This is a genomic window from Sinomonas sp., from assembly GCF_036848755.1.
Classification (GTDB): Bacteria; Actinomycetota; Actinomycetes; order Actinomycetales; family Micrococcaceae; genus Sinomonas.
On record NZ_DAIUJO010000044.1, the window covers coordinates 1 to 15,587 of the forward strand.

General features: G+C 69.5%; 13 protein-coding genes, 1 pseudogene and 1 riboswitch. Of the genes and pseudogenes, 12 read left to right on the forward strand and 2 right to left on the reverse strand.

All coding sequences use genetic code 11. The annotated features are described in order from the left end of the window. From V7053_RS09000 to V7053_RS19050, 5 genes are all read left to right on the forward strand, one after another. Nucleotides 1-3,682, forward strand: a 3,682-nt coding sequence (locus tag V7053_RS09000) for a multifunctional oxoglutarate decarboxylase/oxoglutarate dehydrogenase thiamine pyrophosphate-binding subunit/dihydrolipoyllysine-residue succinyltransferase subunit (protein ID WP_334171940.1), incomplete at its 5' end; no start/stop codon positions are given. A gap of 171 nt (nucleotides 3,683-3,853) precedes the next feature. Further along, a complete protein-coding gene (locus V7053_RS09005; protein ID WP_334171941.1) occupies nucleotides 3,854-4,456 on the forward strand; it encodes a GDSL-type esterase/lipase family protein in 603 nt (200 codons plus the stop codon). 116 nt (nucleotides 4,457-4,572) lie between these two features. Beyond that, nucleotides 4,573-5,430: a DUF4097 family beta strand repeat-containing protein gene (locus tag V7053_RS09010; protein ID WP_334171942.1), complete on the forward strand. Its 858-nt coding sequence runs from the start codon at nucleotides 4,573-4,575 to the stop codon at nucleotides 5,428-5,430. Continuing rightward, the gene (locus tag V7053_RS09015) at nucleotides 5,427-6,143 is read left to right on the forward strand and encodes a PadR family transcriptional regulator (protein ID WP_334171943.1); all 717 of its coding nucleotides are present in this window, start codon (nucleotides 5,427-5,429) and stop codon (nucleotides 6,141-6,143) included. Before V7053_RS09010 ends, V7053_RS09015 begins: the two co-directional genes overlap by 4 nt. Before the next feature lie 106 nt (nucleotides 6,144-6,249). Then, on the forward strand, nucleotides 6,250-6,324 hold the full coding sequence (locus tag V7053_RS19050) for a 50S ribosomal protein bL37 (protein ID WP_096498094.1): 75 nt from the start codon (nucleotides 6,250-6,252) through the stop codon (nucleotides 6,322-6,324). Between the two features lie 92 nt (nucleotides 6,325-6,416). On the opposite strand, the gene rsrA is transcribed toward V7053_RS19050, so the two are convergent. Both rsrA and V7053_RS09025 read right to left on the reverse strand, forming a co-directional pair. After that, on the reverse strand, nucleotides 6,417-6,689 hold the full coding sequence (rsrA, locus tag V7053_RS09020) for a mycothiol system anti-sigma-R factor (RefSeq protein WP_334171944.1): 273 nt from the start codon (nucleotides 6,687-6,689) through the stop codon (nucleotides 6,417-6,419). After that, nucleotides 6,686-7,375 (reverse strand): sigma-70 family RNA polymerase sigma factor, encoded by a 690-nt coding sequence (locus V7053_RS09025; RefSeq protein ID WP_334171945.1) that lies wholly within the window; start codon nucleotides 7,373-7,375, stop codon nucleotides 6,686-6,688. The genes rsrA and V7053_RS09025 overlap by 4 nt, the downstream gene beginning before the upstream one ends. A 183-nt stretch (nucleotides 7,376-7,558) precedes the next feature. Between V7053_RS09025 and V7053_RS09030 the strand changes: the two are divergent. From V7053_RS09030 to V7053_RS09060, 7 genes and pseudogenes are all read left to right on the forward strand, one after another. Further along, a pseudogene (locus tag V7053_RS09030) lies at nucleotides 7,559-8,035 on the forward strand (DoxX family protein); the annotation flags it as partial. Nucleotides 8,036-8,265: 230 nt separating this feature from the next. Then, nucleotides 8,266-9,639 (forward strand): 3-phosphoshikimate 1-carboxyvinyltransferase, encoded by a 1,374-nt coding sequence (gene aroA / locus V7053_RS09035; protein ID WP_334171946.1) that lies wholly within the window; start codon nucleotides 8,266-8,268, stop codon nucleotides 9,637-9,639. Nucleotides 9,640-9,643: 4 nt separating this feature from the next. Further along, nucleotides 9,644-10,771 (forward strand): ribosome small subunit-dependent GTPase A, encoded by a 1,128-nt coding sequence (gene rsgA, locus V7053_RS09040; protein WP_334171947.1) that lies wholly within the window; start codon nucleotides 9,644-9,646, stop codon nucleotides 10,769-10,771. Nucleotides 10,772-10,820: 49 nt separating this feature from the next. Next, complete coding sequence (gene hisN / locus V7053_RS09045) at nucleotides 10,821-11,639, forward strand: histidinol-phosphatase (RefSeq protein ID WP_334171948.1); 819 nt, start codon at nucleotides 10,821-10,823, stop codon at nucleotides 11,637-11,639. Nucleotides 11,640-11,737: 98 nt separating this feature from the next. After that, a riboswitch (SAM riboswitch) is annotated at nucleotides 11,738-11,850 on the forward strand. Nucleotides 11,851-11,883: 33 nt separating this feature from the next. Beyond that, entirely contained in the window at nucleotides 11,884-13,329 is a 1,446-nt protein-coding gene (locus V7053_RS09050; protein WP_334171949.1) for an aminotransferase class V-fold PLP-dependent enzyme, read from the forward strand. 87 nt (nucleotides 13,330-13,416) lie between these two features. Further along, a complete protein-coding gene (locus tag V7053_RS09055) occupies nucleotides 13,417-14,181 on the forward strand; it encodes a class I SAM-dependent methyltransferase (protein WP_334171950.1) in 765 nt (254 codons plus the stop codon). A 128-nt stretch (nucleotides 14,182-14,309) separates the two neighbouring features. After that, complete coding sequence (locus V7053_RS09060; RefSeq protein WP_334171951.1) at nucleotides 14,310-15,581, forward strand: Nramp family divalent metal transporter; 1,272 nt, start codon at nucleotides 14,310-14,312, stop codon at nucleotides 15,579-15,581. Nucleotides 15,582-15,587: the final 6 nt, after the last annotated feature.

Below are 15,587 nucleotides of genomic sequence, written 5' to 3' on the forward strand. Positions count from 1 at the left end.
GACCGTAGACACCCTCACGAGGCAGTTGCCGACGACGCCGGCTCCGGCCTCGGCCGAGCCCGCGCCTTCCGCGCCCGCGCAGACGGCCCCTGCGCAGCCCCCAGTTCCTCCGAAGTCCGCTCCCGCGGCGCCGGCCCAGACCGCTTCGGCCCCGGCCCAGCCGTCTCCCTCGGCCGCTGCCCCGAAGAAGGGCGCTGCCGCCGTCGTCCGGGACGGGGCCAAGCCCTCGGCGAGCGGCCCGATCCCCGCCCAGCTGCCGAAGAAGGCCAAGGACGAGACCGTCGAGGAAGATGTCGTCACGACCCTTCGCGGCCCCGCCAAGGCCATCGCGGCCAACATGATCTCGAGCCTCGAGGTTCCCACGGCCACGACCGTGCGCGCCGTCCCCGCGAAGCTCCTCATGGACAACCGCATCGTCATCAACAACCACCTCACGCGCGTCCGCGGCGGCAAGGTGTCCTTCACGCACCTCATCGGCTTCGCCGTGATCCGCGCGCTGAAGCTCATGCCGTCCATGAACGTCAGCTACGACGTGGTGGACGGCAAGCCGGTCGCGATCCAGCACTCCCACGTCAACTTCGGCATTGCCATCGATCTGCCGAAGGACGACGGAACGCGCCTCCTCGTGGTCCCGAACGTCAAGAAGGCCGAGACGATGAACTTCTCGGAGTTCTGGCACACGTACGAGGACCTCATCAAGCGCGCTCGTCTGGGCAAGCTCACGGCGGACGACTATGCGGGCACGACGGTCTCGCTCACGAACCCCGGCGGGATCGGAACCGTCCACTCGGTCCCGCGCCTCTCCAAGGGCCAGGCAGCGATCGTCGGCGTCGGCGCCCTCGAATACCCGGCCGAGTTCCAGGGCGCGTCCGAGAAGACGCTCGCGCTCCAGGCGGTGGGCAAGATCATCACGCTCACGTCGACCTACGACCACCGCGTCATCCAGGGCGCCGGCTCGGGCGAGTTCCTCCGCATCGTCCACCAGCTCCTGCTGGGCGAGCAGGGCTTCTACGACGAGATCTTCGAATCCCTGCGGATCCCGTACGAGCCCGTGCGCTGGAGCCCCGACCTGCAGATCAACCCCGAGGACACCATCAACAAGGTGGCCCGGATCCAGCAGCTCATCCACGCGTATCGCGTCCGCGGCCACCTCATGGCCGACACGAACCCGCTCGAATACGTCCAGCGCCGCCACCCCGACCTCGATGTCCTCACGTATGGACTCACGCTCTGGGACCTCGACCGCGAATGGCCGACCGGCGGATTCGGCGGCAAGCCGAAGATGAAGTTCCGCGACATCCTCGGTGTGCTCCGGGACGCCTACTGCCGCACGACCGGCACGGAGTACATGCACCTCCAGGAGCCGGCCGAGCGCAAGTGGTTCCAGGACGAGATCGAACATCCGTACAAGAAGCCGAGCCGCGAGGAGCAGCTCCGCATCGTCTCCCGGCTCAACGCCGCGGAGGCGTTCGAGACCTTCCTCCAGACCAAGTTCGTCGGCCAGAAGCGGTTCTCGCTCGAAGGCGGCGAATCGCTCATCCCGATGCTCGACGCGATCCTCTCCGAGGCCGCTGAAGACGGCCTCGACGAGGTCGGAATCGGCATGGCGCACCGCGGCCGCCTCAACGTCCTCACGAACATCGCCGGCAAGACCTACGCCCAGGTGTTCCGCGAGTTCGAGGGCACCCAGGACCCGCGCAGCGTCCAGGGCTCGGGCGACGTGAAGTACCACCTCGGCACCGAGGGGACGTTCACGGCGGAGAACGGGAAGAAGACGAAGGTCTACCTCGCCGCCAACCCCTCGCACCTTGAGGCAGTCGACCCGGTCCTCGAAGGCATCGTCCGGGCCAAGCAGGATCGGCTCGATGCTGGCGAGGCATTCCCCGTCCTGCCGATCCTCGTCCACGGGGACGCGGCATTCGCCGGGCAGGGCGTGGTCGCGGAGACGCTCAACCTCTCGCAGCTCCGCGGCTACCGCACTGGCGGAACGATCCACATCATCGTCAACAACCAGGTCGGCTTCACGACGTCGCCGTCGGCCTCGCGCTCGTCCGTGTACTCCACCGACGTCGCGAAGATGGTGCAGGCGCCGATCTTCCACGTGAACGGCGATGACCCCGAGGCCGTCGTCCGCGTGGCGCAGCTCGCCTACCGCTTCCGCGAGCGCTTCCACAAGGACGTCGTCATCGACCTCGTGTGCTACCGGCGTCGCGGACACAACGAGGGCGACGACCCGTCGATGACTCAGCCGCTCATGTACAACCTCATCGAGGCGAAGCGCTCGGTCCGCAAGCTCTACACCGAGAGCCTCATCGGCCGCGGCGACATCACCCAGGAAGAGGCGGAGCAGCTGCTCCGCGACTACCAGGAGCGCCTCGAGCGCGTCTTCGCGGAAACCCACGCCGCGCAGACGTCGCCGATCCCGATCGTCACGAGCGACCTCAAGGCTGTCTCCGACCTCGAGCGTCCGATCTCGCAGCAGCAGGAGGACTCCGGCGAACAGCGCCCCGAGTCGACGGCGATCAGCGCCGAGCTGCTCTCCCGCATCGGCCACTCGCATCTCGAGATCCCCGACGCCTTCACCGTCCACCCCAAGCTCAAGCAGCTCCTCGAGCGGCGCGAGCAGATGTCGCGCGACGGTGGGATCGACTGGGGCTTCGGCGAGCTCGCGGCCTTCGGTTCGCTCGTCTCGGAAGGCGTGCCGGTCCGACTCGCCGGTCAGGACTCGCGTCGCGGCACGTTCGTGCAGCGCCACGCGGTCTTCCACGACCGGACGACGGGCGCCGAGTGGACACCGCTCGCGAACCTCTCGGACGAGCAGGCGAAGCTCTCCATCTACGACTCCTCGCTCTCGGAGTATGCCGCCCTCGGCTTCGAGTACGGCTACTCGGTAGAGCGCCCCGAGGCGCTCGTGCTGTGGGAAGCCCAGTTCGGTGACTTCGTCAACGGGGCCCAGACGGTGATCGACGAGTTCATCTCCTCGGCCGAGCAGAAGTGGGGCCAGCGGTCCTCGCTCGTCATGCTCCTTCCGCACGGCTACGAGGGCCAGGGCCCCGACCATTCGTCGGCCCGCATCGAGCGCTTCCTCCAGCTGTGTGCCGAGGACAACATGATCGTCGCGCACCCGAGCACCCCGGCATCGCACTTCCACCTCCTGCGCCGCCAGGCCTACAGCCGGCCACGGAAGCCGCTCATCGTCTTCACGCCGAAGCAGCTCCTCCGGCTCAAGGCGGCCTCGTCGCCGGTCGAGGAGTTCACGACGGGTCGGTTCCGCCCCGTGATTCCCGAGTACGAGAACCTCGATGCTCAGCGGGTCGAGCGCGTCCTGCTCGTTTCTGGGCGCCTGTACTACGACCTCCTTGCGGCACGCACGAAGGCGAAGGACGCCACGACGGCGATCGTCCGCGTCGAGCAGCTCTACCCGCTGCCACAGGCGGAGATCGCGGCAGAGCTCGCGAAGTACCCGAACGCCGAGGTCGTCTGGGCTCAGGACGAGCCGAACAACCAGGGCGCGTGGACGTACCTCGCGCTCAATCTGGCGCCGACCCTCGATCGGCCGCTGCGGGTCGTGTCCCGTCCCGCCTCGGCGGCCACGTCCGCGGGCTCCATGAAGCGGCACTCGGCCGAGGAGTCGACCCTCCTCGAGCTCTGCTTCCGCGAAGGGGTTCCGGCCAACGCGTAGCGCGTAGCGCGCCAGAATCCTCAGAACGACGGCGGCCCCCTGCGAAGGTGCGGGCCGCCGTCGTCCGGCGAGGCGCACGGCGTCCCCGGCAGCAGGCCCTGCGTTCGCTAGACTCGGGAGCCGAAGGAGTCGTGCTGGCGCGCGGCGGAGGCTGGTCACTGGGAGGGGCGCATGGCGCACGAGAGGAAGGTTCGCCTCGCGGCGATCGGCGATGAACTGCTGGCGGGCAACGGGGATCCCCGGGCGCTCGGCTGGCTGGGCCGGGTCCTCGCCCGCACGCCCAGGGACGAGCTCACTCTGGAGAGCTACGTTCTCGCGGCGCCGGAGGAGGGAACGGAAACGCTCTCGTCCCGTTGGCTCGACGAAGCGCAGCGCCGGTTCGGGAACGGCTTCGAGAATCGTCTGGTGATCGGGCTCTCAGGCCGCGACATCGAATTCGGCATCTCCCCCGCCCGCAGCCGGCTCAACGTCGCCAACATCCTCGACAGCGCAGCGCAGAATAGCGCCGAGGTGTTCGTGGTCGGGCCTCCGCCCACGCTGGATCCCGCACAGAACCGCAGGCTGGCCGAGCTCAACACGGCATTCGCCGATGTGACGACGCGCCGCAAGCACTACTACGTCGACACCTTCTCGCCGCTCCTCAACCACGAACAGTGGCGCGGCGATCTCGCCGCGAACGCTGGCGCGCCGGGGCAGGCGGGCTACGGCCTCATTGCGTGGCTCGTCCTCCACCGGGGCTGGTTCCCCTGGCTGCGCCTCCCTCAGCCGCAGTAGCCGGGGCACGTTCCCGAGAAGGGGCTTGTCATGTCGAGAAACGAGATATATCGTGTTTCCAACGTCGAGTTATAACGTGTTTCCGGGATCGCGGCGGCGCCCGGTGAGGAGGGACCATGTCTGAGGAGAGCTGGAGCATCTCGGAACCGCAGACCATCACGGTGGACGGGGTGCGCTCGCTGCGGGCCGGGATCGTCGGCGGACGCCTCGACGTCATCGTGCATGAGGCCGACGACGCCGTGATCGAGGTCAGCGAGGTCCACGGCGACCCCGTCGCCGTGAGCCTCCACGATGGCCGGCTCGAGGTGCGGCACCAGCTGCACGGGCTCGAGGGCTGGTTCAAGAACCTCATGGGGACCGTCTCCGGAACGAGCGAGAACCGGGCCGTGATCTCCATCGCGGTACCCGCCGGAACTCCGGTCGAAATCGGAACCGTCGGGGGTGACGGTCTCGTCTCAGGCACCGGGCCCGTCACGAAGCTCAATACCGTCTCGGGCTCCGTCCTCGGGGATGGAACCGAGGGAGAGCTCCACCTCAACACCGTGAGCGGGGACGTCATCGCCCGGAACCACGAGGGAATCCTGACGGCCAACACCGTCTCCGGCGAGATCACGGCGTCGGGCAAGCTCAGGGACGTTCGGGCCAAGTCGGTCTCAGGAGACCTGGTCTTCGACACGGAGGGCTACTGCCATTCGCTGGGCGCGAGCACGGTGAGCGGAGACGTCACGATTCGCCTCCCCCGCGACATCGGCGTGGACCTCGCGGCCACCACTGTCTCGGGCCGCGTCGTCGTGGGCGAAACCCGCTTCACCTCAATCAAGGGCAAGCTCGAGACGATCCTCGGCAACGACCTCCAGCTCATGCTCCTGCGCACGAACACGGTGTCCGGCGACGTGTCCGTGGTCCATGCCGCCGACCGTGTCTCGGCACCCGAGGCCGGAAACGACCATGACCCAGGGCGGGCCGCCGAGTGACGCCACCAGTCTTCGCCCACGGCGCGCTCCGGCTGTATCTCCTGGCCCTCCTGGAGGATGGGCCCCGGCACGGATACGAGCTCATCAAGGCCCTGAGCGACCGCTTCGGCGGCACGTACGCGCCGAGCCCCGGAACGGTGTATCCGCGCCTCGCGAAGCTCCAGGAGGAAGGACTCGTGGCCGCCGAGTCGGAGGGCCGCCGAAGCGTCTACCGCATCACGGACGCCGGCCGCGCCGAACTCGACGCGCGACGCGACGAGCTCGCGGACGTCGAGCAGGACATCAGCGCGTCGGTCCGGCGCCTCGCCGACACCCTGCGGGACGAGCTGCGCGCGAGCATGCGGGGCCTGCGGGCCGACCTTGCAGCAAGCGCCGAGACCGCTCGGCTGCGAGCCAAGGACACATCGCGCGAGGTCCGCGGCGAGCCCCGGACGACGGCGGGACGCACCACCAGAGGCGACGCCCCGGCGTCGTCCGCTCGCACGGGGGAGCCGAACGCGGCGACGTCGTGGCCCTCTCCCGAGAGGTTCAGCAGGGAGAGCCAGGGGCGGCTCAAGGAAGCGGAGATGCTCGTCCAAGCCTTCCGGGACGACGTGCGGGTCGAGCTCCGAAGCCATGCCGCCCGTGAGCCTGTCACCGACGTGACGCTCGAAACGCTCCGGACTGTGCTCGATCAAGCGCGGATCGCGGTCCGAAACTCCCTCCGCCGCTGACCCGGCGCGCTCGCCGAGGCCACCCCGTTTAGGTACCTCCGCTGGTCTATGGGAGGATATTGGGGGCCTCTGGGCCACATGTCACTGAGTCGGAAGGAGGCCACCTATGAGCAAGCGTGCACGCAAGCGCCGTGACCGCAAGAAGGGCGGCGCGAACCACGGGAAGCGCCCCAACGCCTGAGCAACCTGCAGGACGCCTTGAAGGCGCCCGTGGTGCGAAGAGAGGGCCCGGAGCTTCCGCTCCGGGCCCTCTCTTCGCATCTTCGCGGATCCTCAGACCTCCGCAGCCTCGGCCTCCGCGCGGATCGAATGGATCTTCTCGAGAATGCTGGCCTTGAGCGCGGCGGGAGCCTGCTCGGCGCAGCTGCGCTTCATCGCGCTGCGGATCATGCACTCGAGATTGTGCTCCTCTCGGCACTCGACACAGCCTTCGAGGTGCGCGCGGATTTCCGCGACATCGGCAGCCGGAAGGGCGCCGTCAAGGTATTCGTAGAGGCGCTCGAGGCGCGATTCGTCGCAGTCTCCGAGTCCCTGACAGTTGCTCATTGTTCCTTCTCCTGCTTGCTCGTGTCCGAGTCCACTCCCGCTGCCGCCCGGGCGCCGGCAAAGCCTCGATCCGCGGCGTAGTCCGCAAGCCGGTCACGGAGGAGCTTCCTCCCCCGGTGAAGGCGCGACATGACGGTGCCGATGGGTGTCCCCATGATGTCCGAGATCTCCTTGTAGGCGAAGCCTTCGACATCGGCGAAGTACACCGCGAGCCGGAACTCCTCGGGGATCGACTGCAGCGCGTCCTTGACGTCCGAGTCCGGCAGGTGGTCGAGCGCCTCCGCCTCGGCCGAGCGGAGGCCGGTCGACGAATGGGATTCCGCCCGCGCGAGCTGCCAGTCCTCGACCGTGTCCGTCTGCGCCTGCTGAGGTTCGCGCTGGCGCTTCCGGTAGAGATTGATGTAGGTGTTCGTCAGGATCCGGTAGAGCCAGGCCTTGAGGTTGGTGCCCGGCTTGTACTGGTGGAAGGCGGCGAAGGCCTTCGCGTACGCCTCCTGGACCAGGTCCTCGGCATCGGCTTGGTTGCGCGCCATCCGCATGGCCGCCGAGTACAGCTGGTCAACGTACTGCATGGCGTCGCGCTCGAAGCGCTCACGCCGCTCTTCGGGGGTTTCCTCGCCAGGACCCTTGCCAGCGGTGAAACCGTCCGCAGGCTCGTCGGGCTCGATGGATTCGACGGTGCTCATTGCGGTCCAGTCTACTGGCGGGGCGGGACGCGGGCGGTCCAAGACCAGCACGGGCTCTCCTTCTCCAGTTGGCGTGCTCGACTAAAGCGGCAACTCTGGGTAAAGGGAAAATATTCCCTGAAAGTGCAAGACTGGAGCAGCTGGAAAGCCTATCTAGCCACGGAAATCCACGTAGGAGGCCCCATGTCGGTAGTTCGTTTCCTCGCTCGACCCCTGCTCGCTTCCTCGTTCATCGTCGCGGGCGTGGACAAGCTCAAGAACGCGGATGAGACTGCCGAGCAGCTCTCGCCGGTCCTGCGTCGGGCCGCAGACGCGCTCCCTGTGCGCGTCGACGAGAAGACCCTGGCCCGGGCGGTGGGCGCGAGCCAGTTGGGCGCGGGAGTGCTGTTCGCGCTCGGCAAGGCACCGCGGCTCTCTGCCTCGGTGCTGGCCCTCACGAGCGCCCTCAACACCTTCGTCGAATGGCGCACGGCGGACATCGGCTCCCAGGAGCTTCGCTCGGCCCGTCGCGGCCGGCTCCTCCGCAACGTCTCGCTCGTGGGCGGCGTCATGCTCGCCTCTGTCGACACGGCCGGGAATCCGAGCCTCGCGTGGCGTGCCCAGCACCTCGCGGCGGACGCCGCGAAGACCACGAAGGGCGTGCGCGCGGACGCCGCGAAGGCTGCCCGCTCCGTGGGCTCCGACGCGGCCCGCACGACGAAGTCGGTGCGCGCTGACGCAGCAAAGGCGGCGAAAGAGGCTGCCAAGAAGGCACAACACGTGAAAGCCGACGCCCTCAAGGCGGCGAAGAGTGCGCGTGAGGAGGCACTGAAGGCCGCCCTCGCTGCGAAGGAAGACGCCGCGAAGGCGGCGAAGTCCGCCGCCCACCAGCTGTCCCCCGGCAGTTTCGCGTGAGCGCTCCGGCGCCCTGGCCGGCGCCCTTTGCGCGCCGGCCAGTCGACGCAACCGTGACCGTTCCGGGCTCGAAGTCCCTCACCAATCGGTATCTGGTTCTCGCGGCCCTCGCGGAGGGACCCAGCCGGCTGCGCGCCCCGTTGCACTCGCGCGACTCGGCCCTCATGGTCGCCGCGCTGAGAGCGCTCGGCGCGACCGTCACCGAAGTGGCCGGCGACGGGGACTTCGGCCCCGACCTGGAGATCACGCCGATCCCGCTCGGCCGGGGCGGGGGCCTGGGCGACGTCGCGATCGACTGCGGGCTCGCCGGAACCGTCATGCGCTTCGTTCCACCGCTCGCCGCGCTGTGCCGCGGCGAGATCGCTTTCGACGGCGACCCCCACGCGCGGGTCCGGCCGATGGGCGCGGTCATCGACGCGCTCGAGGGGCTCGGCGTCGACCTCTCCTCCCCCGACGGACGCCGCCCCACGTCCCTCCCGTTCGTCGTGCACGGAACCGGCTCGGTATCCGGCGGCCACGTCGTGGTCGACGCGAGCGGGTCCAGCCAGTTCGTCTCGGCGCTCCTGCTGGCCGGGGCCCGCTTCGACGAAGGCCTCCATCTAGAGCACGTGGGCAAGCCTGTGCCCAGCCTCGATCACATTGCCATGACGGTGAGCGTCCTGCGGGAGCTTGGCGTCGAGGTCAACGACTCCGTCCCCCATCGGTGGATCGTCAAGCCCGGGCCGATCCGTGCCTTCGACGTCCGCATCGAGCAGGACCTTTCGAACGCAGGGCCGTTCCTCGCGGCCGCGCTCGCCACCCGAGGGACCGTCCGCGTTCCGAATTGGCCCGAGCACACAACGCAGGTCGGCGACGCGTGGCGGAAGATCCTCCCCCAGCTCGGGGCCGAGGTGACGCTCGACGGCGGCACACTCACCGTGCGCGGCGGCGAACGCATCGTGGGCGCCGAGCTCGCCGAGACGAGCGAGCTCGCGCCGACCGTCGCCGCGCTGTGTGCGCTCGCCGAGACCCCGTCCCGGCTCACGGGCATCGCGCATCTCCGCGGTCACGAGACGGACCGGCTCGCGGCCCTCGTCACGGAGATCACCCGGCTTGGGGGCGACGCGGAAGAGACGGCCGACGGACTCGTCATCCGACCTGCCAGGCTCCACGGCGGGGTCGTGCACAGCTACGCGGATCACCGGATGGCGACCGCGGGCGCCATCTGGGGCCTCGCGGTGGAGGGCGTCGAGGTCGAGGACATCGGGACGACGTCCAAGACGATGCCCGAGTTCCCTCAGATGTGGGCCCGCATGCTGGGTGACGGTGCCGCCCAGCGGGAGGCCTCCGGCGACGTCCCGGCCCCGAACGAGACCGTCAAGGCTCCCTAGCCGGATGGCAGCCCGGGAGTGGGACGAGAGCGATGTCAGAGTCCGTCCCAACAAGCGCGGAAGCCGTCCTCGGACGAAGGACCGGCCGAGCCACGAAGACGCCGTGACCGGCCGCATCATCACGGTCGATCGCGGGCGCTACACCGCGGTCGTCGCCGAGGACACCCCCGAGGAGCGGGTCGTCATCGCCGCGAGGGCCCGCGAACTGCGCCGCACGGCGGTCGTTCCCGGAGACTTCGTCGGGCTCGTCGGCGACGTGAGCGGGCGGCCCGACACGCTGGCGCGCCTCGTGCGGGTCCTGGATCGCCGGACGGTACTGAGGCGGAGCGCGGACGACGACGACCCCATCGAGCGCGTCGTCGTCGCCAACGCGGACCAGCTCGTGATCGTCGTCGCGGCGGCCAACCCCGAGCCGCGCACGGGATTCATCGACCGAGCCCTCGTCGCAGCGTATGACGCGGGAATCGAGCCCCTCCTGCTTGTCACGAAGGCCGATCTCAGGGACCCGGCCCCGCTCTTGGCGAACTACGAGCTCCTGCCGCTCTCCGTCGTCGTCAGTCGGACGGCCGAGGAGGCCGAGGAGCCCGAGGGCGGCGCGCTCGGCGCGGAAGCCGGCACCGAGCCGGAGGTCCACGGCGTCCGGCTCGACGACGACGCCGTCGCCCGGCTGCGCCGGGAGCTCGATGGCAAGGTGACCGTGCTCCTCGGCCACTCGGGCGTCGGGAAGTCGACCATGGTCAACGCGCTCACGGGGGCGCGGCGCGCCACCGGCGGCGTCAACGCCGTGACGGGCCGCGGCCGGCACACGTCGTCGTCCGCGCTGGCACTCCGGCTTGAAGGGGCACCGCCCGGAAGCTGGATCATCGATACCCCCGGCATCCGCTCCTTCGGGCTCGCGCACGTCGATCCCGACCGCATCCTGCGCGCGTTCCCCGACCTCGAGCCCGGAACCGAGGACTGTGCCCGCGGGTGCCGGCACGACGCGAGCGCCGTCGAGTGCGGGCTGGACGGCTGGGTCGCACGCGGAAAAGCGGGTCCCCAGGGCCCGGCGAGGCTCGCGTCGTTCCGCCGACTGCTGGTCGCAAGCCCGCGCGACGAGGCGGCCGACGCCAAGGAGCTCGGCACACTCTGAGCCCGGAACCTCCCACTCGCCGGGTACCGGAGGCGATAGCGTGGGTCCCATGACCCGTGCCGCCGAAGGCTACACCGACGATCTCCGTCTGGCCCATGTACTCGCCGACTCCGTGGACGCCCAGACGATGGATCGGTTCAAGGCCATCGACCTCCGGGTGGAGACGAAGCCGGACCTCACACCCGTCACCGACGCGGACCGCGCGGCAGAGGAGGCCATCCGCGGGCAGCTCTCTCGCTCGCGCCCGCGGGACGCGGTGATCGGCGAAGAGTTCGGCACGACCGGCCACGGCGCCCGCCGCTGGATCATCGACCCCATCGACGGGACGAAGAACTTCGTGCGGGGGGTGCCTGTGTGGGCCACGCTCATCGCGCTTGCGGACGGGGACGAGATCGTCGTCGGCGTCGTGAGTGCCCCTGCCCTGGGACGCAGATGGTGGGCCGCAAAGGGCGCCGGCGCCTACACCGGGCGCTCGCTCGCCGCCGCGACGCGGCTCAAGGTCTCGGACGTAGCGCGTGTCGAGGACGCTTCACTCTCGTACTCAAGCCTTTCCGGGTGGCGCGAACGGGGAAGCCTCGGGAATTTCCTGACGCTCACGGAAGATGTGTGGCGTACCCGCGCGTACGGAGACTTCTGGTCGTATTGCCTTGTCGCGGAGGGCGCGGTGGACATCGCAACCGAGCCCGAGCTCGCGCTGTACGACATGGCCGCGCTCGTGCCGATCGTCACCGAAGCCGGGGGCCGTTTCACGTCCCTCGAAGGCGTCGAGGGCCCGTGGGGCAGCAACGCCCTCGCGACGAACGGCATTCTCCACTCGGACGTGCTGCGGCGCCTGAACCCTGAGCACGACGACCTCCTGAACTCGTGAAGCCGCCGCGCGGTGCAGGCATGCGCCGCCTTAACGAGCTGTAACACGCGTCGACCGGCTGGAGGCCGGCCGTCGTCGTCCTCTAGTCTCATCCCCAAGGTCACGAGTGCCAGCGCGAAGCCCCGGCTTGCTGGCCGGCAACCCTCCAACGCGGCGGGGTGCCCCGGGTGACGACCAGGCCAGTCCGGAGCGGATCTGGCAAGCGCGGCCCCCGCGAGGCGGGGCCCCGACCCTGAGGTGCACCGTGAGCACACCCACCGTCGTTTCTCCGTCCCCCGCGAAGGCCGCTTCTTCCGCAGGAACTCCTGCGCCGGCCAACGGTGCCGCCGTCCCTGGCGACGCCACCCATCCGATGGCGGACGTCGTCGGGGCCGAGCTGGTCACCCCCCTCGTGGGCGGCGGGAGCACCCGCTACGTGAACCTCGACTATGCCGCGTCCGCGCCCGCCCTCAGCGAGGTTGCGGCTCATCTGAACGAGGTCCTCCCGTTCTACGCGAGCGTCCATCGTGGCGCCGGCTACGCGTCGCAGGTCAGCACGTCGCTCTACGAGAACGCGCGCACCATCGTCCGCGAGTTCGTCGGCGGCCGACCGGACGACGAGGTGGTCTTCACCCGCAATACGACGGACTCGCTCAACCTGCTCGCCAGCTGCCTCCCGGCGGCTGGCGACGTCCTGTACCTCGACATAGAGCACCACGCCAACCTCCTGCCGTGGCAAGGCCGACCTCACCGGAGCGTCGTCGCCGCCCGCACGCTCTCCGAGACGCTCGAACGCGTGCGGGCATGGCTCAAAGCCGGGGAGATCAGCCTCGTCGCCGTCACGGGCGCCTCGAACATCACCGGCGAGATCCTGCCGATCGCGGAGCTCGCAGCACTTGCCCACGAACACGGAGCCCGGATCGCGGTCGACGCCGCCCAGCTCGCGCCGCATCGCCGCATCGGCGTCGCGGCAGCGGACATCGACTACCTTGCGCTCTCGGGCCACAAGCTCTACGCGCCGTTTGGCGCCGGCGTCCTCGTGGGCCGGCGGGATTGGCTCGACAGCGGGCGGCCGCACCTCGCGGGGGGAGGCGCTGTCCGCGAAGTGCGCCTCGACTCGGTGGCTTGGGCGGACGGGCCGGCGCGGCACGAGGCCGGGTCCCCCAACGTGCTCGGCGCCGCAACCCTCGCCAAGGCCGCGCAGGTCCTGGGGAGCCTCGACGTGGAGTCGTGGTACCACCACGAGCAGCAGCTCAGAGACACGCTGGTAACGGGACTCGGGCAGATTGAGGGCGTCACTGTGCACCGGCTCTTCGAAGACTCAGATCCTGGTGCCGGCCCTGTCTCCCGCGGTTCAGTGGGCATCGTCAATTTCTCCATCGAGGGCCACGACGCGGGGCTCGCGGCAGCGTATCTCTCGGCCGAGCATGGCGTGGGCCTCCGTGACGGCCGTTTCTGCGCTCACCCTGCCCTCCGTCGGCTCGGTCTCGCTTCGGGTTCGCTCCGTGCGAGTTTCGGTCTCGGCTCGCGGCTCGAGGACGTCGAGCGGCTCGTGACGGGGGTGCGCGAGCTCGTGGAGCGGGGCCTGCGGCTCGACTACGCAGTCGACGCCGGCCGCTGGGTTCCGGTCGACGATTCGCGCCCATTCCCCGATTGGGCGCCCAACCTCCCTGGCACGGCCGGTGCCGCTCCGTGCGCTGTGGAGGACTGAGCGCATCGCATCCGCCGAGGTGCAGCCATGGCGGCCTCCCGGGTAGATTCCTCCGCGGAGAAGACAGCTTTCCGGGAGGAAGAAGGCATGGCACGCGGCGGACCCAAGTTCGACGATCGACGACGGCGGGAACTCGCCCAAGCCTTCATGGCTGGCGGAGAGCACTACGAGAGGGTGCGGCCCGGGTATCCCGAGGCCGCCGTCGACTGGCTCGTGCTGCCCGGAGCCCTCACCGCCGTCGACCTGGGAGCTGGGACCGGCAAGCTCTCGGGCCTGCTGTCTGCGCGCGGGCTCGAGGTGACCGCTGTGGATCCGAGCCCCGACATGCTCGGCGAGCTGAGACGCCTGTACCCGCGGATCCACGCCGTGGTCGGTACCGCCGAGTCCACCGGGCTCCCTGCCGCCTCGGCTGACCTCGTCGTGGCAGCACAGGCCTGGCATTGGTTCGACGTTCCCGCGGCAACCCGGGAAGTGGTCCGGCTCCTTGCGCCGGGGGGCTGTGCCGCGCTCGTGTGGAACCAGCTCGACACGTCGGTCCCCTGGGTGCACCGCCTCTCGCGGATCATGCATGCCGGCGACGTCCACAAGCCGGACTACCATCCCCCGGCAGGCCCCGAGCTGACGGGATGGGAGTCGGCGGTATTCCGCTGGCAGGAACCCACGAGCACTCTCGGCATCGTCGAGCTCGCCAAGTCACGGAGCTACTACCTGCGGGCGTCAGCCAAACACCGGGCGCGAGTCGAGGCGAACCTCGACTGGTACCTCCACGAGCATCTGGGCCACGAGGACCGAGAGGTGGTCGCGCTCCCGTACGTCACGCAGGTCTGGCGGGCCTTTCCCGCCCAGCCGTAGGCCACCCCGCCCGGCACCTTGTCTTCGCCAGCGCCTGAGGCTTAGATTTAGGTCAGCCGAAATTATCGGATAAGGCGCATCAAAGACCGTCCCAACAGACGGCGGGTCCCGGCGTGGGGGTGGCAAGGATGAGCAGGACGACCCGCGACACCGCGGCGCGGGCCCCCCGCCGCGCGGCGTGGCGTCTTGCCGCAGGCCTCCTCGGTCCTGCCTTCGTCGCATCGATCGCCTACGTCGACCCGGGCAACGTCGCTGCCAATCTCACGGCCGGCGCGCGCTACGGCTACCTCCTCGTGTGGGTGCTTGTCATCGCGGACGTGATGGCCATGCTCATCCAGTACCAGTCGGCGAAACTCGGGATCGTCACGGGCAGGACGCTCCCAGAACTCCTGAGCGAACGGCTCAAGCCGCGCGGCAGGCGGCTCTTCTGGCTCCAGGCCGAGGTCGTCGCGCTCGCGACCGATCTCGCGGAGGTGGTGGGCGGCGCGATCGCCCTCCAACTCCTGTTCCGCGTTCCCCTGCCAGTCGGCGCCGTCATCGTGGGCGCCGTCTCCCTGGGCATCCTGGCCATCCAAGACCACCGGACGCAGCAGCGCTTCGAACTGGCGATCATCGGCCTCCTCGCCGTCATCACCATCGGATTCCTCGCGGGGCTCATCGTGAGCCCGCCCTCGCCAGCAGGCGTCGCCGGGGGCCTCGTGCCGCATTTCGAAGGGCCCGACACGCTCCTGCTGGCCGCGTCGATGCTGGGCGCTACGGTCATGCCGCACGCTATCTACGTGCACTCGGCGCTTTCCCGGGACCGGCACCGCGCCGACCCGCACACCCACGTGCCAGCGACCGCCGTCGCCCGACTCCTCCGCGGCACGCGGCTGGACGTCCTCATCGCTCTCGGCATCGCCGGCGTCGTCAACGTCGGGATGCTCCTCCTCGCCGCCTCGACCCTGGGCGGACGGGGCGGCACCGACACCATCGAGGGCGCTCACGCGGCGATTACGAGCGCGCTCGGGCCGCTCGTGGGGACGGTGTTCGCCGTGGGGCTCCTGGCAAGCGGCCTGGCCTCCAGCGCCGTCGGTTCGTATGCGGGCGCCACCATCATGGACGGCCTGCTCCAACGGCGCATCCCGGTCGTGCTGCGGCGTGCCCTGACACTTGTCCCATCCGTGCTGCTCCTCGCGCTCGGCGTCGACCCGACGCTCTCGCTCGTCGTCAGCCAGGTCGTCTTGAGCTTCGGCATTCCGTTCGCGCTCGTCCCGCTCATCAGGCTCACGTCTGAACGTCGCCTCGTGGGCGCGTTCGCGTCCTCGGCGCTTCTCAAGGCAGCGTCGTGGACGAGCGCCGGGCTCGTCATCGCGCTCAATCTCACTCTCCTGTGGCTCACCTTCGTGCCAATCGCCTGACGGTAG

Coding starts and splice junctions, on each gene's coding strand:
- V7053_RS09060 (WP_334171951.1), top strand. CDS start 14,310: ATGAGCAGGACGACCCGCGACACCGCGGCGCGGGCCCCCCGCCGCGCG.
- V7053_RS09010 (WP_334171942.1), top strand. CDS start 4,573: ATGTCTGAGGAGAGCTGGAGCATCTCGGAACCGCAGACCATCACGGTG.
- rsgA (WP_334171947.1), top strand. CDS start 9,644: ATGGCAGCCCGGGAGTGGGACGAGAGCGATGTCAGAGTCCGTCCCAAC.
- V7053_RS09055 (WP_334171950.1), top strand. CDS start 13,417: ATGGCACGCGGCGGACCCAAGTTCGACGATCGACGACGGCGGGAACTC.
- V7053_RS09025 (WP_334171945.1), bottom strand. CDS start 7,375: ATGAGCACCGTCGAATCCATCGAGCCCGACGAGCCTGCGGACGGTTTC.
- rsrA (WP_334171944.1), bottom strand. CDS start 6,689: ATGAGCAACTGTCAGGGACTCGGAGACTGCGACGAATCGCGCCTCGAG.
- hisN (WP_334171948.1), top strand. CDS start 10,821: ATGACCCGTGCCGCCGAAGGCTACACCGACGATCTCCGTCTGGCCCAT.
- V7053_RS09005 (WP_334171941.1), top strand. CDS start 3,854: ATGGCGCACGAGAGGAAGGTTCGCCTCGCGGCGATCGGCGATGAACTG.